The organism is Gardnerella swidsinskii (genome assembly GCF_023277705.1).
Classification (GTDB): domain Bacteria; phylum Actinomycetota; class Actinomycetes; order Actinomycetales; family Bifidobacteriaceae; genus Bifidobacterium; species Bifidobacterium swidsinskii.
Map to the genome: position 1 here is coordinate 1,395,189 of NZ_CP083176.1, position 18,306 is coordinate 1,413,494.

23 protein-coding genes and 1 pseudogene are annotated in these 18,306 nt (G+C 36.7%); 20 read left to right on the plus strand and 4 right to left on the minus strand.

Features of this window, described 5'->3' with window-relative positions; genetic code table 11:
• Positions 1-213: 213 nt before the first annotated feature.
• The 8 genes from K9E37_RS05640 (at position 214) to K9E37_RS05675 (ending at position 4,870) form a co-directional block, all read left to right on the plus strand.
• On the plus strand, positions 214-507 hold the full coding sequence (locus tag K9E37_RS05640) for a DUF2089 family protein (RefSeq protein ID WP_004110367.1): 294 nt from the start codon (positions 214-216) through the stop codon (positions 505-507).
• Positions 504-677 carry a hypothetical protein gene (locus tag K9E37_RS05645; RefSeq protein WP_004110365.1) on the plus strand — a complete coding sequence of 58 codons (174 nt, stop codon included), beginning with the start codon at positions 504-506 and terminating at the stop codon, positions 675-677. The genes K9E37_RS05640 and K9E37_RS05645 overlap by 4 nt, the downstream gene beginning before the upstream one ends.
• Before the next feature lie 279 nt (positions 678-956).
• Positions 957-1,418, plus strand: a complete 462-nt coding sequence (locus K9E37_RS05650; RefSeq protein ID WP_004110362.1) for a hypothetical protein — start codon at positions 957-959, stop codon at positions 1,416-1,418.
• 12 nt (positions 1,419-1,430) lie between these two features.
• Complete coding sequence (locus K9E37_RS05655; protein ID WP_076002703.1) at positions 1,431-1,982, plus strand: hypothetical protein; 552 nt, start codon at positions 1,431-1,433, stop codon at positions 1,980-1,982.
• Between the two features lie 187 nt (positions 1,983-2,169).
• Positions 2,170-2,823 carry a response regulator transcription factor gene (locus K9E37_RS05660; RefSeq protein WP_004110353.1) on the plus strand — a complete coding sequence of 218 codons (654 nt, stop codon included), beginning with the start codon at positions 2,170-2,172 and terminating at the stop codon, positions 2,821-2,823.
• A 34-nt stretch (positions 2,824-2,857) separates the two neighbouring features.
• Positions 2,858-4,030, plus strand: a complete 1,173-nt coding sequence (locus tag K9E37_RS05665; protein WP_102703430.1) for a sensor histidine kinase — start codon at positions 2,858-2,860, stop codon at positions 4,028-4,030.
• Between the two features lie 302 nt (positions 4,031-4,332).
• The gene (locus K9E37_RS05670; protein WP_004110348.1) at positions 4,333-4,602 is read left to right on the plus strand and encodes a type II toxin-antitoxin system RelB/DinJ family antitoxin; all 270 of its coding nucleotides are present in this window, start codon (positions 4,333-4,335) and stop codon (positions 4,600-4,602) included.
• Complete coding sequence (locus tag K9E37_RS05675) at positions 4,595-4,870, plus strand: type II toxin-antitoxin system RelE/ParE family toxin (RefSeq protein WP_012913985.1); 276 nt, start codon at positions 4,595-4,597, stop codon at positions 4,868-4,870. Before K9E37_RS05670 ends, K9E37_RS05675 begins: the two co-directional genes overlap by 8 nt.
• 120 nt (positions 4,871-4,990) lie before the next feature.
• Here the strand turns inward: K9E37_RS05675 and K9E37_RS05680 are convergent, their stop codons facing one another.
• Positions 4,991-5,896: an IS3 family transposase gene (locus K9E37_RS05680; RefSeq protein ID WP_248893221.1), complete on the minus strand. Its 906-nt coding sequence runs from the start codon at positions 5,894-5,896 to the stop codon at positions 4,991-4,993.
• 597 nt (positions 5,897-6,493) lie between these two features.
• Between K9E37_RS05680 and K9E37_RS05685 the strand changes: the two genes are divergently transcribed.
• From K9E37_RS05685 to K9E37_RS05695, 3 genes are all read left to right on the plus strand, one after another.
• Complete coding sequence (locus K9E37_RS05685) at positions 6,494-6,886, plus strand: hypothetical protein (RefSeq protein WP_248893223.1); 393 nt, start codon at positions 6,494-6,496, stop codon at positions 6,884-6,886.
• A 292-nt stretch (positions 6,887-7,178) separates the two neighbouring features.
• Positions 7,179-7,664 (plus strand): NUDIX hydrolase, encoded by a 486-nt coding sequence (locus K9E37_RS05690; protein WP_076002746.1) that lies wholly within the window; start codon positions 7,179-7,181, stop codon positions 7,662-7,664.
• Positions 7,665-8,174: 510 nt separating this feature from the next.
• Complete coding sequence (locus tag K9E37_RS05695; RefSeq protein ID WP_012913988.1) at positions 8,175-8,807, plus strand: helix-turn-helix domain-containing protein; 633 nt, start codon at positions 8,175-8,177, stop codon at positions 8,805-8,807.
• Between the two features lie 736 nt (positions 8,808-9,543).
• Here K9E37_RS05695 and K9E37_RS05700 read toward each other — a convergent pair.
• A complete protein-coding gene (locus K9E37_RS05700) occupies positions 9,544-9,798 on the minus strand; it encodes a type II toxin-antitoxin system Phd/YefM family antitoxin (protein ID WP_004110957.1) in 255 nt (84 codons plus the stop codon).
• 310 nt (positions 9,799-10,108) lie between these two features.
• Between K9E37_RS05700 and K9E37_RS05705 the strand changes: the two genes are divergently transcribed.
• A complete protein-coding gene (locus K9E37_RS05705; RefSeq protein WP_004110953.1) occupies positions 10,109-11,095 on the plus strand; it encodes a helix-turn-helix domain-containing protein in 987 nt (328 codons plus the stop codon).
• A gap of 21 nt (positions 11,096-11,116) precedes the next feature.
• Positions 11,117-11,353: pseudogene (locus tag K9E37_RS05710) on the plus strand (DUF4097 family beta strand repeat-containing protein); the annotation flags it as partial.
• 248 nt (positions 11,354-11,601) lie between these two features.
• On the opposite strand, the gene K9E37_RS05715 reads toward K9E37_RS05710, so the two are convergent.
• Positions 11,602-12,003: a hypothetical protein gene (locus tag K9E37_RS05715; RefSeq protein ID WP_012913990.1), complete on the minus strand. Its 402-nt coding sequence runs from the start codon at positions 12,001-12,003 to the stop codon at positions 11,602-11,604.
• The gene (locus tag K9E37_RS05720) at positions 12,000-12,203 is read right to left on the minus strand and encodes a helix-turn-helix transcriptional regulator (protein ID WP_004110950.1); all 204 of its coding nucleotides are present in this window, start codon (positions 12,201-12,203) and stop codon (positions 12,000-12,002) included. Before K9E37_RS05720 ends, K9E37_RS05715 begins: the two co-directional genes overlap by 4 nt.
• A 199-nt stretch (positions 12,204-12,402) precedes the next feature.
• Between K9E37_RS05720 and K9E37_RS05725 the strand changes: the two genes are divergently transcribed.
• From K9E37_RS05725 to K9E37_RS05755, 7 genes are all read left to right on the plus strand, one after another.
• A complete protein-coding gene (locus K9E37_RS05725) occupies positions 12,403-12,699 on the plus strand; it encodes a type II toxin-antitoxin system RelB/DinJ family antitoxin (RefSeq protein WP_004110949.1) in 297 nt (98 codons plus the stop codon).
• 423 nt (positions 12,700-13,122) lie between these two features.
• Positions 13,123-13,695, plus strand: coding sequence for a hypothetical protein (locus K9E37_RS05730; protein WP_004110943.1), 573 nt, complete (start codon positions 13,123-13,125; stop codon positions 13,693-13,695).
• Positions 13,696-13,870: 175 nt separating this feature from the next.
• Positions 13,871-14,011: a hypothetical protein gene (locus tag K9E37_RS05735; RefSeq protein ID WP_004110941.1), complete on the plus strand. Its 141-nt coding sequence runs from the start codon at positions 13,871-13,873 to the stop codon at positions 14,009-14,011.
• Positions 14,012-14,250: 239 nt separating this feature from the next.
• Entirely contained in the window at positions 14,251-14,700 is a 450-nt protein-coding gene (locus tag K9E37_RS05740) for a hypothetical protein (RefSeq protein ID WP_004110940.1), read from the plus strand.
• A 415-nt stretch (positions 14,701-15,115) separates the two neighbouring features.
• On the plus strand, positions 15,116-16,222 hold the full coding sequence (locus tag K9E37_RS05745; protein ID WP_076002750.1) for an ABC transporter ATP-binding protein: 1,107 nt from the start codon (positions 15,116-15,118) through the stop codon (positions 16,220-16,222).
• 10 nt (positions 16,223-16,232) lie between these two features.
• Positions 16,233-17,012: a hypothetical protein gene (locus tag K9E37_RS05750; RefSeq protein WP_004110937.1), complete on the plus strand. Its 780-nt coding sequence runs from the start codon at positions 16,233-16,235 to the stop codon at positions 17,010-17,012.
• Positions 17,009-17,947 (plus strand): ABC transporter permease, encoded by a 939-nt coding sequence (locus tag K9E37_RS05755; protein WP_076002751.1) that lies wholly within the window; start codon positions 17,009-17,011, stop codon positions 17,945-17,947. Before K9E37_RS05750 ends, K9E37_RS05755 begins: the two co-directional genes overlap by 4 nt.
• Positions 17,948-18,306 lie beyond the last annotated feature (359 nt).

Sequence of the window (18,306 nt, forward strand, 5' to 3'; positions counted from 1 at the left end):
TTGAAAGCACACTGTGCTTTCAACTTTGAGCAAGCTCAGCGAATCGAAGGCGTAAAACAAAAATAAGGATTGGAGTTATAGGTTAAAATTGTCCTAAGCCCCCTTTACGTCATATCTCTCATGCTCATTCTTGACAAACCCATACAACAACTTTAATATTTTTAATAAAAATTTAATTTAATTAAAGTTTTATAGGTTGAAGAAAGGGGTGATATGGATCATATTCCAAAATGGATGGCTAATCTCACAGATGAAGATATGTCGTTTATAAAGAACTTTGTATTATCGTCTGGATCGTTAAAAGAAATGTCGCAAATGTATCAAGTCTCTTACCCAACGATGAGAATCAGACTTAACAGGCTCATTGAAAAACTGCGCATAAGCGACAATGAACCAGAAGATCCGTTCGTTCTTTTGGTAAAGAGTCTTGCTATTGACGATAAATACGATGTTGACACAGCTCGAACACTCATAAACGAATATAGAAAAAGGAAGGATGAATCATGAGCTATGCATTATTTGGTCCGATAATTGACATTCTTATCGCACTTGCTATATGTGCTTTAGTGTTCTTTATTGCAAGAAGTCTTATTCGATATGCGCATTCTCTTAAGAAAGACGATAAGTCATCTAAGCAGTCTGCAGAAGATAAAAGAATTGCATTACAGGATTTATAAAACACAAAAATAACAAGTTATCGTGGCAGAAATTGCAAAATTAGCAAAAACTGCCACGATAGCTCCATAAATATGTCTTTATTTAAGAATGGTTCCAAAATGTAAATATTTTTAAATGTTGGTTGTTAGGAACATACAAACTACTAATAGTAAAAGTTTTTTTAAAAAGTTTTCTAAAAGCACTATCGTTAAAAATAGGTACACCTATTTGTGTAGATAAAATCTGCACGTTAGTATGTTGGTAATTTACGAAACGAGAATCACGAGGAGGTGCTTATTATGACTAATCCTTTGCGCGGTATACGAGAAGAAGATATCGTCAAGTATTTTAAAGATCACAATCTTTCAGTTGATAAGACGTATGTATTTACAATGAAATACGACCCTTGGTGGAAAGATTTAATCAAACTATTTTTGTTACCTAAATTATTCTATGTAGCGCAAGGCGTTGATGCGCGTATTGTCGCTGCCACTAATAATGAGTTTATTGTGGTTAATCCGAATGCCATTTTAGGCTCGGGTAATCTAGCTAAATTAGACGATAAGCATCTTCGTCGCATTCCGTGGAATCAACTCACTAATTTTGAAGTTATAAATAAGCCAACAACTCAAATAATTCGCTTTACTGTCAATAGTAAAACCGAAGAATGGAGTGTACCAACGGAAAGTGCTAGCGTATGGCACTTTAATGTGTACAATCTTGATAATTTGAGAAAAACAATACAATCGCACATTAAGTAAGGAGATACGGTCATGTTAAAGGTAAAAAAGATTGTAACATCACTGATTGTGACTGTTTTGTCTTTCGGATTCTTGTCAACAACAATTCCAGCTGCGGAAGCGACTGAAAATAAGTCTACAGCTATTGTACAACAGGATGTTAAGAAAATTGAACAAGAAGTTCGTTTTATTTTTGAAGAAGCTAGCAGTTATAAGAATGGCGTGGTTTCTGTTAAAGATGAGCTCCTTAAGATGAAATATGGAAAAGTAATGGCCGCATACATTGCTGAAGGTATTCGACAAGTATATACAAATGATAACCTGTTGGACGCAATCCGCGCGAATAGCCAAGATAAGGATTTTTGGTCTTGCATGGGCGGCGAACTTATAGGTTTAATTCCTGGGATGGATATTGCTCAACTGCTTTCCAGTGGTGATTTTAAAGCTTATATTGAAGGGCATGCTTGGGATAAGCTTGCTAAATTCCTTGCAAAACAAATCGCTAAATTTGGATTGAAGGTGAATGTTGCAGGTATCGTAGCATCAATCGCAATTGGCGCTGGGAAATGTCTCATTTTTGGATGAAATAGTAATAAATTGTTCACTTTTGTCATAGATTTATGATGCATGTATTGCAATTTTGTATTGCAAAATATGAAAATAATGCTTTGGCTTTATCGCACAATTACTTTGCGACAGAGCCGAAGCATTTTAATCATCATTCTAAACATCTATTGACAAGCAAATTCCAAAACAAGATATCATATATTGTATGAACACTACTTATGCAATTGTTGATAATGACACGTTTGTATTGCGATATATGCAACTTCTTTTAAAAAGTCGTTTGCCTGAAAACTTTGTTTGTGCATGGATGTGTTCTTCTGCAAAACAAGCTATTCATCGTTGCGTTACAGAAAATACTCCTGACGTACTTTTAGTAGATATGTCAATGAGAGAAATGAGTGGTGTTGATGTAATTAAAGCAATTCGCGAGCGCAATAGCAATATTGTTTTAATTGGCATTACTTCCTACATGCTGGATGAATACGTATTGCAAGTTGCTAAGTCGGGTGGTCAAGCGCTAGTGCATAAAGACAATTTAGCAGACGTAGTTGCAGCTATCCAATCGCGCGCAACGAGCTACGGGTGTCCAGAATTGCCACAATATATTGACTATTTTCACACTCCGCAAGAATCATTTAATATGATTTCTCAACTTCCGAAGACTTCAGTTTTGTCTCCTCAAGAATCGGAAATTATGCGCTTGTGTAAACAGGGGTATTCGTCAAAAGAGATTGCAGATCAGCTTAATGTGAAAGTTTCAACAGTCAACACGCATTTACGGCGTATTTATGGAAAACTTCAAGTTAAAAGTCGCATGCAGGCGCTTGCTGTGCTCGCAAAATATTCACATGACATATAACGTGTAAGAAATTAACGTGTAAAAGTAGGTAGTTATGAAATTATTAACGCGTATGATCAATTTTTTGCCGCATGATGCCTGGCAGAAAATTGGAATTGGTGTAATCATAAGTTGTACTTTGATTCTTGAGATTTGTTCCTATAATAATCTTCATTACTACTCTAATTGGCATGCAATTACAGTTGAAATAGTATGGATTGTAATCTGCTTATGCATTGCAATATGGCCACGTAAAGCATCTTTTATTGTACTTATTTGGATGCCGTTGGTAATTATTGCGCCAAATATCAACTACTCATCTATGATGCTTACCATATTGATTTGTTTGGCAATTGCTGTAATTACTCAACCTTGGTACACCGTGCTTTCTTCTTGCGGAGTATCTTCATGGTTCTTTATTATCTGCGATTTTCAAAACGCTTATGTGTTAGCGTGGTGGCTTCTTATCACTCTTATTTCTAGTGCAATCGTAAAATACTATATTTCTACTATTCACCAACAGCAGGAACAGTTATTTGCGCAGCGTTACAACGTTTTTCAAAAATATGCCACTATTGCCGCAATTCGCATGCACGATGAAGTAACTAATGAGCTTTCCAGCATTATGATGATGGCTCAACAATCTATTGAACCTCAAACAACTCATGAGCAAGAGCATGAAAATTCGCGAGAGATTCTTCAACGTGCTACTACAACTGTTCATAGAGCACGTAATATCATTTCTCTTCTTGACAATGCTACAACTGCAAGCACTGGCGATGTTATGCAATCGACTACATGTTATAAAGATTTTTGTACAGGCTTACGCGTTTTATTTGACTGTGAACAAAAGTCATTTGAAAAGCTTGGCTATATTGGTTCCATTGACTTGAGTAGTGATTTAGCTACTGAAGATTCTCAATCAATCCATTTGCCTTTTGAAGAATGTGCTCAAATTGAGTATATTTGCCGAGAACTGCTTGCGAACGTAAAAAAGCATGCTGCAAAGCCTAAAGAATACGCCATGAATGTAATGCTTAATGACCATGAATGTCATATTACGTGTATAAATAGTGCGCAACGAGGTATTCTTGCTAACTTGCAATTAGGATATGGACTGCGTTTTCATAAGATGCTTGCGGAACGCGTTGGTGGAACTTTTAAAGTTATTGAAGATGACGATTCGTGGATTATTAATGTACATGTTCCGCTTCATGCAGAGAAATAGCCATTGCGCAAGATGCTTATTGTGCTTTCTTGCGCTTCAATCGAGTATTTGGACGAACCTTTGTGCAGCAGATGCAAGTAGGTGGTTAATTTGCAATGCAGAATGCTGCTTCGTTGCTATGTTATACCAGTTATCGTGGCAGTTTTTGCTAATTTTGCAATTTTTGCCACGATAACGCGCGATTTAGTAATAATTGTGTGCACAATGGTGCTACTTTGGTATTACGTTGGGTGCTGTAGGTCTGTTATAATAAAGCAAAGCATGAATAACAAATTCATGATTTTGAGCTTAAAGGAAACGACATGACTTCTACAAAAACAGCTAGAACAGGCAGATTAAGTGTAAGAGTTAATCCAGAAATACGGGATAGCGCATCGCAAGTTCTTGAACATTATGGTCTTGATATGAGTTCAGCAGTCAACCTATTTTTATATCAGATTGTAAATACGCAACGTTTCCCATTTTCACTTGAAAGTTCTCCATATGAGCATGCTATTGATGAAGCTATGAAAGAAAAACCAATAGCTGCAGGTACTGTAGACGATTTTGCTGAGCTGATGCGCAATGCCTAAACCGCCATTTTATAGTCCAATCTATCTGCGAGATGTTAAGAAATATAAGCAGAAGCATTACGATATTGAGCAAGTAATCAATATTGTAAGACTTATTTGCAATGGTGCAGATTCTCGCGAACTTGCAACTTATAGAGATCATATTCTTAAAGGCTCATATAAAGGCGTGCATGAATTGCATGTGTCTGCAGATGTTCTACTGTTGTATCAAGTTAAAGAAGATTGCATTATATTTCTACGCTTAGGATCTCACGACGACTTATTCTAGCTAGCAAAATCTACCACGATAACTTGCTTAAAAATATAGTTATACAAAAGGAATCACATTTTCAAGCGTACTTGATGAAATTATAAACTTATTGAACGTTCTTAACTCTAAGCAAAATGACTAAATTTTGTATCCATTGGCGACAAAGCAACAATTTTGGCGACATAAAAATGTCGCTTGGGGCTTAGGACAATTTTTAGACATTTTGTGCAACCATAGCACGATGTTCCATAATTGTCTTTTAATCCCCATTTTAATTCTGTGATTGTTGTAAAAATCAATATAAGTATGAATAGCTTGACGTAATTCTTCTGTACTATCCCAGTTAAGTGGATAATACATTTCTGTTTTCATTTGTCCAAAAAAGCCTTCACAGGCAGCATTATCTCCACTATTTCCTTTTCTTGACATGGAGCGTGTAATACCAAGACCTTCTAATCTCTCAATCCACCTGCCACCTCTATAGTGACCTCCTCTATCTGTATGAATAGCTAAGCTTTTACATTCTGTAATCTTAAGGGTAGTTAAAGCCCCTTCTAACATTTCATCTACAAGACACTGATCTGGGTGGTTTGAAAGAGCGTAAGAGACCACTTTACCATCAAAACAGTCAATCATAGGGCTTAAATAGAGTTTTGACTCTTTTACTGAAAACTCAGTAATGTCTGTAAGCCAAATCTTATTAGGTGAATCTGCATGAAAATTATTGTTAACAATGTTATTACATGCAGGAGTAATTTCTCCTATATAGCTTGAATAGCGTCTTTTACGCCTGGCATATCTAACCTCAATTAACTCTTCTTTCATGAGCCGTCTTACTACTTTTTCAGATACTTTAATACCTTCAGTTCTCAACACTAACCATATTCTAGAAGAGCCATAAGTAAAGAAGTTTTCTTCTGCAATCTCGTGTATGCAACCTCGTATATGTGCGTATTTGTCAGGTTTTTGAAGAGCATTTTTAGCATAGTAATAACTTGAACGTTTTATCTGAAGTGTTTTAATCAGAAGCTCTAACGGTAACACTAAAAGTAGTTAGGCCTATAACACTTTTTGCGGAGTGAGGCTTTCTGATATTAATACGGTTGGGATTATATTAGATTTGTTGGGATTGTATTAAATACAGTTGGGACTTTATTAGCCACGGTTGGGACTCTATTAGAGCGTGGCTAATGCTCGTTTTGTTTTCTAAAACGAGTGTTGTTTAACGAGAAGGGGGGTGAAAACATTGTTAACGCTTAAACCTCAAAGCACGTAGCTTTCAAGGCAAGTGTGGTTTTTACATGTCAAACTGTTATAAAAACGAGATTATTCCACTCTTTTTTACACTCATGATACGGGTTTTAAGAAAGAGCGGGTAAATGTTATAAGAATTTTTGGAACAATTAACAAGATTGTGGTTAATGATTAATCAATAAGACACTACTAATAAACAGTTAAAGCCTGATTAGCTATAGGGCGATGAGATACGTCAATAGGATCCTCATGGTTTTTTCATGACTCCTATGAAGTACCTCTATTCTACTATGGCTGTTTTTCAGGTATTAGAGTCGGTACTTCATAAAGTATCGGCTCTTTTTTGTATGTGTCTTCACCCTACCGCTGCAGGCGGGAAGGGTGAGCATGAGGACTCGTAAAACTAATAGCAACGATCGAGCAACATATAAGTATACAAGTTGTGTTCGTAATGAAGATGGTAGTTATAGTGAAGAAACTATCGAGATTAAACCAGGCGAAAATGGTGTAACCGTTGCGGATATTAAGATGCTTCACTCAATGGATGACAGTGAGGTTTACTACAACAATAAGAACCTGCGTCCAACTAGAACTGCTGAAGAAAAAGCTGAGATTAAGGCGTGGAAAGAAGAATATATCCAGCATTTTAATCTTAAGCATGGTTATGAGCCTAACAAGGATGATGTGGAGTATGCTACTGAAGAGCATTTTCCACGTAACTATAATCTTTCACTTGACTGTGATGCACGTCGAGAGTGTCGTATTGATGTCAAAAGCTGATTAGGTGGGTGCAAGTTTGCCCTTGTGTAGCAGGGCTTAGCGAGGGCTATCGTTAAAAGGTTTAATGCGAAGCGGCTTTAAGCTGGGTTCTCGCGGTTTTTGAGTGCGATTTTGCTGTATGAGGGAAGATATCAACGCTCTAGGGTCGAGTGCAATAAGTTCAATGATTGTTGCTTGTGCACAGTGTGATATACAAATGTATCAATCACTTGGATTTTCAATTCAGATTGGGAACTTGTTTGCATTTGAACCATAAGTCACAGTCATTAGATAAAAAATAAAGGAGTAAACTATGGAACATAATTGCGGATTTATTAACGATAAAAAAGCATTTAGATATAGAGCAGCAGCCATCATAGTAGAAGAAGGTTGTGTGCTATTTGCAGGAAATGATGAGGACGACTATTACTACTCAGTTGGCGGAGCGGTTCACATGGGCGAGACATCAGAAGAAGCCGTTAAGAGAGAAGTATTTGAAGAGACAGGTCTTAATTATGAAGTAGATCACCTTGCTGTCATACACGAGAACTTATTCATCGGCAGCTCTGGCTTGAAAGGAGTAGACTTCCATGAGCTGACATTCTACTACATGATGAAGCCCATGGGCAAAAGAGATTTTACGAGCCAAAGCACTACAGAGTCAGATGCTAAAGAGACAATGCATTGGTTACCTATAGATGAGCTTGATAAGTTCAAGGCTTACCCGACATTTATGAAAGAATATCTTAAATCGGAGCATAGTGGAATAGAGCATATAATTTCAGATGAAAGATATTAATGAATTCCGCTATTATGGCAAGAGATCGTTACATAAACATTAGTTCTAGTTTCTTAACTCTTGTATGCAATGAAACTTTTCCTTTTATACTCTGAAACTGTTGCTTTCTATGTTATATATCTCAGCATGCTCTTGACAACAAACTTATGTTTCTGTTGCCTTATTCCGTACGTTTGTTGTTGGGGATTGGCATGAATGAGAGCAGAGCAATGAGGTGGATATCGGTCTTCGGCGCGTTGTGTTGTATGGCTCGTGCACCTTGGATTTTGTACATTCTCTGTTAGTTTTGTATAAATTTCTTTTGAAACAGCTATTTTCACATAATTATGTGCGCGTGTGCTAAGAAAATGCCATGTTACGATTCGTAACGCTTGTGTTCTAGTTAGTTCCTTTTCTATTCATATGTTGCTCGTTAGCATGTAATTACGCAGTGCGGTTATTAATTGCATTACGAGCAAAACAAATAATCGTTAAGAACGAAAGCTCATAGCCAATGAAAGGAGTTATACGATGTTGTTGGGAGAAAAAATCAGAAATGCGCGCGTGGAAGCGGGTTTAACTCAGGAAGAACTTGCTGAAATGATTATGGTTTCGCGTGCTGCGGTAGCGAAGTGGGAAGGTGGTCGCGGTCTGCCGGATGTTGCAAATTTGAAGGTGATTGCGGATGCGCTGGGTGTTACTGTCGACCATTTGTTGGATAAAGACAATGCTATTGATTTGTCAATCATTAAGAAGCCTATTGATTTAGCGAAGTATGGTCTTAATGAAAAATTGAGTGTTCGTAAGAAAATCAAGATGAAGGAACAAATTATTCGTGATGAATATGCAGACGCTGAAATTATTATGCTCACGGTGACGAAGTTTATTCCAAATTCGTCTGAAAAGTTTATGGATAATTTTATCGGGTGTATTACTACTTTGTTCGGTGATATTCCTTTGTTTGATACGTTTGCATTCGGTAAAGCGGTAGAGAGTATTGGCAGTGAACAGTATTACTTGGTGAATAAAAAAGAAAAGCAATTTTTTGTGCTGATAACGGATGAGTATATTATTAGCAGAATGATGCGAGTAAAGTTCACTGATAAGAAGATGTGTGTTGGGGATAAGGAATTTACGCAAGTTGGTAAGTTGCGTGATAAGTAAGAACCGGGAACCGGTAGTTGGTTGGGAATTGGTCAGAAGAATGTGTTTTTCAGTTTTGATTTCCGCATTCTTCTGATTTTTAGTTTCCGGGTTTTGTACATGCTTTTAGTGTTTTACATGACAGTTGATCATAAGAAATGAAATTCGATTTTTGCACACATATAAAAATGCATATTCTTTGCATCTGGCTAGTCTACTGAAATTATTTGACCTGTGCGTCAAAAAAGTTCATTGGCACCAAGTCATGATTTTGACTATATAAAACGTTACATTGGGCTTTTAGAAAGATATGTCACATATTGTCGAATTTCCATTATTTGTTGTTGATAATATTTTCAATGTTTCTGCCTGTATAAAAGATACGAACAATCGTCACGCTACATTTATCTTCATCTAAGAGGTAAAAAGCTGTGTAGCTATCTATGGGAACCCTGTGTATTTCCATAGAACACCAAGGCTCCCAGCCAACAATCTAGTATTGCATGGGCATGGTGTTAGTAGAATGGATATCATGCCTGAAATCAGGCTATAAAGTCAATTCTAAACCTTTAACGATAGCTTTTTTAATAACCGTTAGCATAATAATGATTGTTATTAGGAATAGTTATTCCAGTAGTGCGTCAATATTTCGTTTTGAGTATAGAAGTCTTCGCACTTCCATAGTGTCGTCGATGACAACGTAAAAAATAGAAAAGTTGCGTACACTAATCCTGTAGTAAGGGTGTTCTCGTGTTGATTAATCCCTTCTCCTTACACTATCAAAGACGTCGTCTTTAGAAAGACGCGTAGAAGTATTTGCGGCAAAAGTATCTGCTTCGTCGAGTTTTCTTTCGATGTCGTCAGTGAGAGCAGAGTATTGTTTGATGCTCATGAGAACCATAGTTCCATAACCGTTTTTTGTAAGGAATACTGGTGTATTTGAATTTATAACTGTTTCTTCTACTTCTGGGAATTTATTTCTTAAATCGGAAACTGGGCGAATATTGATCATAGTATCAACCTCCTTTTATCAAAAAAGTATCATAATATTATCAAGATTACAATAGTTAGCGCGCTATCGAACTTTTATTCCGACGTTTGGCGAGATATTATTCCAATGTTTGGCGGCATCAGTGAAGATGATTGGAAAGTGCGGTGCAAACATGAGAGAAAACGAATTGGCGGTCGGTTGCGCTCATTTGTCGGCAGAAATTGCGCTTTTAACGGTAATTGTCAATCGCACTTGCTACTACGCAACTGCTGTTTCAGCTATAATTTCACCATAATCATGATGAATTCTAGTTTGAAATGGAGATGTTTTTATGATTTTAGCAGATAAAATATTGGAACTGCGTAAACAAAACGGTTGGTCGCAGGAAGAATTGGCGGACAAATTGGGCGTCAGTCGCCAAGCTGTTTCCAAATGGGAAGGCGCACAAAGTATCCCGGATATGGAACGGATAATTGCATTGAGCCGTTTGTTTGGTGTTAGTACAGATCTTCTGGTAAAAGATGAAATTGATGTTATGGGGAAGAACGTCAACGCAGGTGAAAATGCCTGCCAGGAAGAAGCCGGCGTTCGCATGCGGGTAATTGAGCTGGAAGAAGCCTCCGCTTATATTGCTCACAGAATATCATTTGCCGCCTATGTTGCTCTAGGCGTTCTTCTTTGTATTCTGGCGGCAATACCGTTGGTCGGCAGTGATCTTTTGCTTTCTCACACAGTAAATGCACAAGTCGGTAAAACTATGGGCTTAGCATTCAGTGTTGCGATTATTACCGTAGCTGTAGCTATTTTTATTATTCAGAGTTTCCACGGAAAGCGTTATCAATATTTGGAAAAAGAGGACTTTGAAACGGCTTACGGCGTTGACAGTGTGCTCAAAGAACGCTTGGAACGGTTCATGCCGTCGTATGTGCTGCGGACGGTCAGCGGTGTCGTTTTATGTATGGTTGCCTTTATTTTTCTTATAATTTCGGATATAGCACCGAAATTTTATCAACTTTCATCCGGCTTTTTTGTAGTTATCGCTATTGCCCTGGTGGCAGCAGCTGTCTATTTATTCGTACAGGCGAATATTGTCCGCTCGTCCTATTGCCGTTTGCTGCAACCGAAGAAAAAAACTGTCTATCCTGCAAAGATTAGCTTATTCCTCCAAGCTTACTGGCTTATAATTATCTGCATTTATTTAGCCTACAGTTTCATCACGTCCGATTGGGGAAAAAGTTGGATTGTTTGGCCGTTGGCCGCATTGACTTACGGAGTAATAGAAGTAGTGCTCAAAGCGTGGAGGCTCGGAAAGAAATAAGTGACTTTCGGAGCCGATTTTGTGGCGAATAATGTTAAGGCTGTTGCTTCTTGCATGGTGGATACGTTAAATGGTACGAGTGTTTTAGAAGGAGAAATACCTAAGGATGTATGTCTTGAAGTAGTTTGTGAAAATGGTATTAGCGAGGTTTCTGATAAGAATAAGGTCAATCTTAGTTGTAATAATTTTGGGCGCAAAACAGATGGATGTGCTCACTATGCTGTGCATTGCTTGAATGGGAAAGCTGTAGTGAAGTAATACTGTTGCGGTGTTTTATGTCTGTCACTGTGACTAGTCGCACGAAATATAGTTTGGCATATTCTAAAAATGCTTAGGAATGTTGGAGTATTAGGCTTGGTGGTTTTTTAATCCAAGTGTAAAGGTCATTTTCATTTGCCTTGCCTGATGCAACTTTGAGAATAAAAAAGTTTCGTATTAGGGATAAGGAATTTATGAAGGTTGGTCAGCCTTGTAATAAGTAGTAAATGAGCGGGTTATGTCTGGTTTTAATATTTTTTCTCATAATATTTGTTGATAAAAAACATGATTAATGGAGAAAAGGCAATCGAAATAGCTAAAAGAGCAGCTGGCAAATATGCTTTCGTGATAAATGCAATTATGGCAATTATTCCCATTAGGTGCATCAGTATGAATGCCATTGTTGCATTTACTTTATCTTTGATTTTCTCATTTCTTTCATCGTTCACATTTATTTTGTAGTTGTGGTCTTTTTCTATCATCTTATAGTGCATGATTTTTACGTGTGAAAGTGAGATAATTGCAACAAAAACAACTGACAGTACAATTCCTACGGATTCGTTCAGTTTAAGAGTCAGCGCAAGAATTAGTCCGCAAATTCCTATTACATAACCTATGTACCAAAAATTCTGTGTTTTTTGTTTTTTCATTTTTTATCTTCCTCGTAGATAAATATTTCTTCGATTGTTAAATTAAAGTACTTAGCAATTTTGTATGCCAATATGATTGATGGATTGTATCTTCCATTTTCCAAAGAACCGACTGTCTGTCTTGATACTTCAAGTGCATCTGCAAGTTCTTCTTGTGTTATGCCTTTTTCTCTTCTAATTTGTTCAAGTCTATTTTTCACATTACATTCTCCTTCCTAATGGAAAGCTAGCTTTACATATAAGATAATTATTTCGAAAGCAAATTTCAAGTTAGCTTTCCAGTGTATTTAATAAAGATGTGGTGGAGCACCTGCCGTGAGTTTTGCTTTGCTAATGCTGATGTTAATGCAATGCCAATGCAATGTCATATAATCATTGTAAGAAACAAGGGGTGATTGTATGGCGAAAACAGCTAACTTGTATACTCGTATTGATCCAGAGTTAAAAGAGCAGGCAGAGTATATATTGAATTCTTTGGGTCTTCCTCCTTCGAGTGCTATTACCATGTTTTATAAGCAGGTTGTTTTGCAGCAGGGGCTTCCTTTTGATGTGAAATTGGGTTATAGAGAGCCGCGTGATGTGAGTTCTATGACTCAAGGTGAGTTGAATGATGAGTTGGAAAAGGGTTATAAGTCAGTTTTATCTGGTGATGTGAAGCCTGCGGATAAGGTTTTTGAGTCCTTGCATAAGGCATAGGGTTCGTGTCGTGTGATAATTTTCTTATTTTTTATTTTGTTTTTGAAGAAAAGTATGAAGTTGTGGTTTCTCGTGTGCTTTATGGGAAAAGAGATATTGAGAAAGTTATAAATGGCAATTAAACCTTTTGCAATATCTCGCTTCTATCGTTAAAGCGTGTACTCATTTTGCCACACATTTGTTTATGTATGGAAATAAAATCCTGTAGATTATCGGATGATTTTTAGCTATAGTTATTTTGTAGGCTGTATATCTGCATTCTTTGTCCATAATTTACATCCCGTCAGTTTTATTAAACTCAAAGATGATTTGTACTCCGAGATGAATAAATATTTGGCAGATGATGGTGAAGAACAAAGTGAAGATTGAACATGAGAATCGTAGCTGCAATTAGGTAAAGATTAAGTTGTAGAGGAGGCATAAATGAAGAATATCAAGCATTATGCTTTTTTGACTATGGTAGTTTGCCTTATGTCACTTATTTCAGGTTGTAAGAGTCAGAATAATTTTAGTGATAATAATAGAGAAGTAAAAACAGAAAATCAAAAGTCTGCAAGGAATGAAAGACACTCAGAAAATAATGAAGATGTTGACTGGAAAGAGGTAAGTAAAAATGGTGTTGATGAAACTTTGCTCATAAAAAACATAGATGAAAAGGTTCTCACGTATGTTGCTAAACAGTTACAAAATCTATGCGACGAGATTGGTGAAAAGGGGGTCAAAGATAAATACTATCGGCTGACAGGGTGGTATAACGATGTAGTATATTCTAAGCAATACAAGAGTGTTGTGTCGTTGGGTAAAAAAGCAATGAAACCATTGTTCCTAATAATATATAAAAGCAAAGAGGCTGGAATGTATGAATGGGTTTGTAGTAAAGCGTTAGATGAAATATCTGGTTTTGATTTCTCGGGATTAAACAATGGCGCAGGCTGGAGTAATTCTAGAGAATTTTTAAAGGCATTTACCGATAAAATTATTGAACAAAAAAATTAACAACTCTCTGTTTACAATTGTCTTGGATGTTTACACTCCTACAATATTCCCAATATTAACTTCCATTCTGCAATGAGCATTAAGACTATTTTGCTGTCGAGTGATTATTAATTTAGTTGTTTATGTTTTGGGGATCAAATCGGTTAAATAATTGTAAAAAAGTTCCCTACACTGTTTGATTTCTCATGGTAATGGCTTGTTGGTTATTCCAGAAAATAGGGTTCCTGAGTTTAAGAAGTTGCTTGTTGGGTATTATGAAGGTGAAGATTTGCAGGTAATTGCTTCGTTTATGAGGGAATATTGTTGGAAGCATTAAACGCTCACAATTATGTTGGTTCCTCTGGCTCTGCGAATCTTGCTGTTTATAAAAATTATAGTTTGCTAGTAAATGAAGAGATTAGTGTCAATAATCTAGACAAATTAATAAAAAAAAATAATATATTTATTAAGATTATTACAGTAATCAGAGCGAATGGTAGATCTTGTTTACTTAATAATCTGTTTTATGATCATTTGATACAGAGTCGTGTTAACGAAAAGGAGGCTAGTAGTGTTATGAGAAGTAAAACTATTTTTTGTAAAACCATTTTTCAAAGTTGTCTTGTTATGCTTCTGCTGCTAGGTACTCTCTTTTCTCTTGCGGGATGTGCCGACGATGATGAGAAGGCGGAGCTTGCGTCGTATCATTGGGAGACGGTGGCGGTGTCTCAAGAAGAGTTTCGTATACCAGAAAACTATATAAATAAGGATGAATTGTATCTCTTTGTGTCACGAGACATTCTTGATTCTCACTATGATTTGTCTAAAGTTACTCTTGGAGATAAGCGTATTAAGTTAGTTGACTCATCGTTCAATTTACCTGGTCCAGGACTTAAAGCTTTATTTTTAGTTGGAAAATTTGATTTAAAAGACAAGCCAGGCTCTTGTAAGTCAAGCTCTTGTGTTCTTAAAGTACCAGGGCTTAATAAAGCAGGTAATGTTGCTATAGGTTATAAGAAGAAATAGTAATATTTTGCACATGTTAAACAAATGTTTTGTGATTGCTTATATTTGAGTTTTTTGCGGAATGCTAATATAATTTTCCACGTAAAGCACATTTAAGTTTATGAGGTGTTGCGCTATGACTGCCCAAATGATCGCTAGTCTTAAGAACGGTTTGAAAGGCATATAAAAGCACATAAAACAGCTTAAGATACATATTCTTTAGCAGTATTAAACACGCATTGCACATGGTGTTTTGTTTCATTATGTTTGCGCATGCGCGTTGGTTTTTGTACGTTTTTTTTTGCATGTTTTTGCGCGTTCTTATCGTTCTTGTAAGCAAGCGTTATCTCTTTATCTAATTAATTTTCATTGTTGAAATTTATTCAATAACAGTAAAAATTAAGCTTTAATAACACGTAAGAACGAAGTAATAATAATGAATAATAATATAGAAAACGCAACTGATAGTCGCGATAACAATAATAAGCAGTCAGCTAGCAACTTAATATTGCGTATTGATAATATAACAAGATCTTATTCTCGTGGATTTGGTCGTAAGAAGACAACTCGCCAAGTTTTACATAACGTATCTTTTGATATTCATTCTGGTGAAATATTTTGCTTGCTTGGCCCTAATGGTGCAGGTAAAACAACTACCGTAAAAATTGTTGGTACGTTGTTAGCTCCTGATAGTGGTAGTGTTCGTATTGCCAATATTGATGCTGTGAGTAATCCTCGAGAAGCGCGTAAGCATGTGTCGTTACTTCTTGGAGGTGAGCGAGGATTTTATCAAAAGTTAAGTGCATTAGATAATCTTCGTTATTTTGCGGATCTTTCTGCTGTTCCATATAGGGAGCAAGGAAAGTGTATTCACGATGCTCTTGAGCAAGTTGATTTACTTGATAAAGCTCATGATGCTGTTCAAACTTTTTCAAGGGGAATGTGGCAGCGGTTGCATATTGCTCGATCGCTGGTTGCTAGAACGGATCTTATGCTTTTAGATGAGCCTACCACTGGTTTGGATCCTGAAAATGCTAGGAAAGTACGTGAAATTATTCATGCTTTACGAGATCAAGGAATAGCGATTTTGTTAACTACGCATGAGATGAGTGAGGCTGAGAAATTAGCTGATACTGTTGCTGTAATAAATCACGGTAATATTATTGCTCAGGGAAGTGTTCAGCAGTTGGCTTCTTTGCAGCATATTGATCATGTAACAATGTACGCGTATGAAGGTGAAACATCAAGTGGAACTCCTAGTGTTAAGGAAGAATTGCAAAAACTTGATGGAGTGTTGTGGTGTGATGTTTTTGAATCGCATGGAGTGTTAAATATTACTATCGCGTGGAGCAAAGCATTATCTCAAGAACGAAATGTTAAAATTCCTGTTGATGGGATTACACGTTTAGGTGATCGCGCTGCAAGTTTGGAAGAAACGTATCTTGCTATTGTGCAAAATGATAATATTTCTGCATCAAATACTTCTACTTCTTCTGCTGCTACGTCGTCTTCTTCGTCTTCTTCACTTTCATTGAGTAAGTAGGAGGCTTAATATGAATACTTCTACTCGTTCATGCGCTTCTGTGATTCGTGGCATGTGGTTTCAGCTTAAAAGCTTAGCGAAAACAACGTTTTTCTTGCAAAATGCGATACTTGCTCCAGTATGTTTTGCGTTGATGAAAATTGTTGCATACTATGGTTTTTCTCATAATTGTGCCAACTTCCTTAATAATATTTGGGTTGATTCTTCTATAGCTGGATTATGGTCTGCTACAACTACTGCTGTTGGAATTATTGGATACCAGCGTTATTTAGGAACATTACAATATTTAACTTTAAGTGTTATCTCACCTTCTGAAGTGTTTCTTCCTATTGTAGGATCCGCAGCTTTACTTGGGTGCATTGGTATGCCGCTTGCGATTATTACCGTTGCTGTTTTCTGCCATGGTTTCTTTATGATAACATTCACGCAGTTAGTTGGATACTTACTTTCTATGCTTGCTTGCGTAGCTTCTGCTGCATTATTATCTGGAATTTTTGTATTATGCCGTAAAGCTACAGTTTATGAAGGTTTGATTTTAATTCCTGTATGGATGCTTTGTGGAATAGTGATACCTGTAGAATCAATGCCATTGCCTGCTCGCATTATTGCGTTTATTCATCCGCTCACGTCTGCAGTGTGGGTGGTTCATGCGCAATCGTTTAATACTACTACTGTGTTAGCAATTGTGTTATGCGTTGTATTATCCAGCGTTCTGCTTGTTATTGCAGGTTTTATGTTACGTCATGCTATTCGACTTGCAACGCTTAATGGAAGTTTGAACATAATATGATACGAAATAATAATCAGGTTGAAACTATGCAAAATAAAATTATTAAAAATAGTAAGTACGCTGAATTGCATCAATATAATCAATATTCTCAGTATGGTCACGTGAGCGTGTTATCTAGTATACGAACTGGCGCAAGAGTGAGTATACAGAGTATACCTAGCTTAAATAGTTGGAATACTGCTGTTATTCGTATGATTATTGAGCCTCTTTTATCCACGTTCTTATACGTTTTTCTAGCTGGGGCTGTAAGTGGAGGATTCAATGGAGCAGCTAGTGCTGCAACTAGCGCTGGTTTTAATCATAGTTTGATTGCTTCAACTCTTGCTGCTGTGATGTGTGCATGTTCTATTTCCACAAGTATGACTGTGTCAGAAGCACTAGCATGGGATCGTTTTGAAGGAACAACACCATTCGTGCTTACAAGCGCGAAAGTTGCATTACCATTATGGTTCGGCCGTATTGTTGCGCTCGTGACTATTTCTTTAGTGAGTGATGCTGTGACTTTGTTTATAACAATGCTTGTAGTAAGCCCGAGTGCTTTCTTGATGATTAATATGAGTGCGTTGATGCTGTTGTTCCTTATTGTTCCTGTTGCTTCTACGGGATTTGGTATTGCTGTAGCTGCTATAAGCATGATGATGAATGATGTTTATACTATTTCTAACGCGCTTAGTGCAATACTTCCTATTGTTTGTGGTGTGATTGCTCCAATTAGCGTATTTCCTAAGATGATGCAATACGTGTTATATGCGATTCCAGTAACTCATGTTACTCAAGCATCTCGTAGTATAGTTGATGGTTCTGTAAATGTTGGCGTATCGCTACTTGTGATTCTTGTTGTTGGCATGTTATGGGCAATTGTTGGCGTGATTATATGGAATGTTGGTGTGGCGGTTCAACAGCGTAAAGGTACTTTAACAAATATAGGGTTTTAGGTAATAAATATGGGATTTAGTTAATTATATAAAGATTAAATTCGCGTATGGAGAGTGGGTGTAATGCTAGTGGCATGTTGATTATTGCGTAAGATTGTTCAGCAAGCTATTAAGCAGGTCTTAAACCTTTTTGCGATATTTCCTATCGTTTAAAAGTGCACCCACTTTTTGTTTGTATATTTGGCTGTATCATACATTATTTTTCTAGTAGAAGCTGTGCTTTATGGAAAAGAAAAATTTTATGGATTTGAAAAGCTCGCACTAATTGAAAGAAAAAATAAAAAAATTTTTCTTTAATAAAGCTTGTATGTGTGGTTTTTTTAAACAGTAATACTATTAAAGCTAAACAGACTATTATG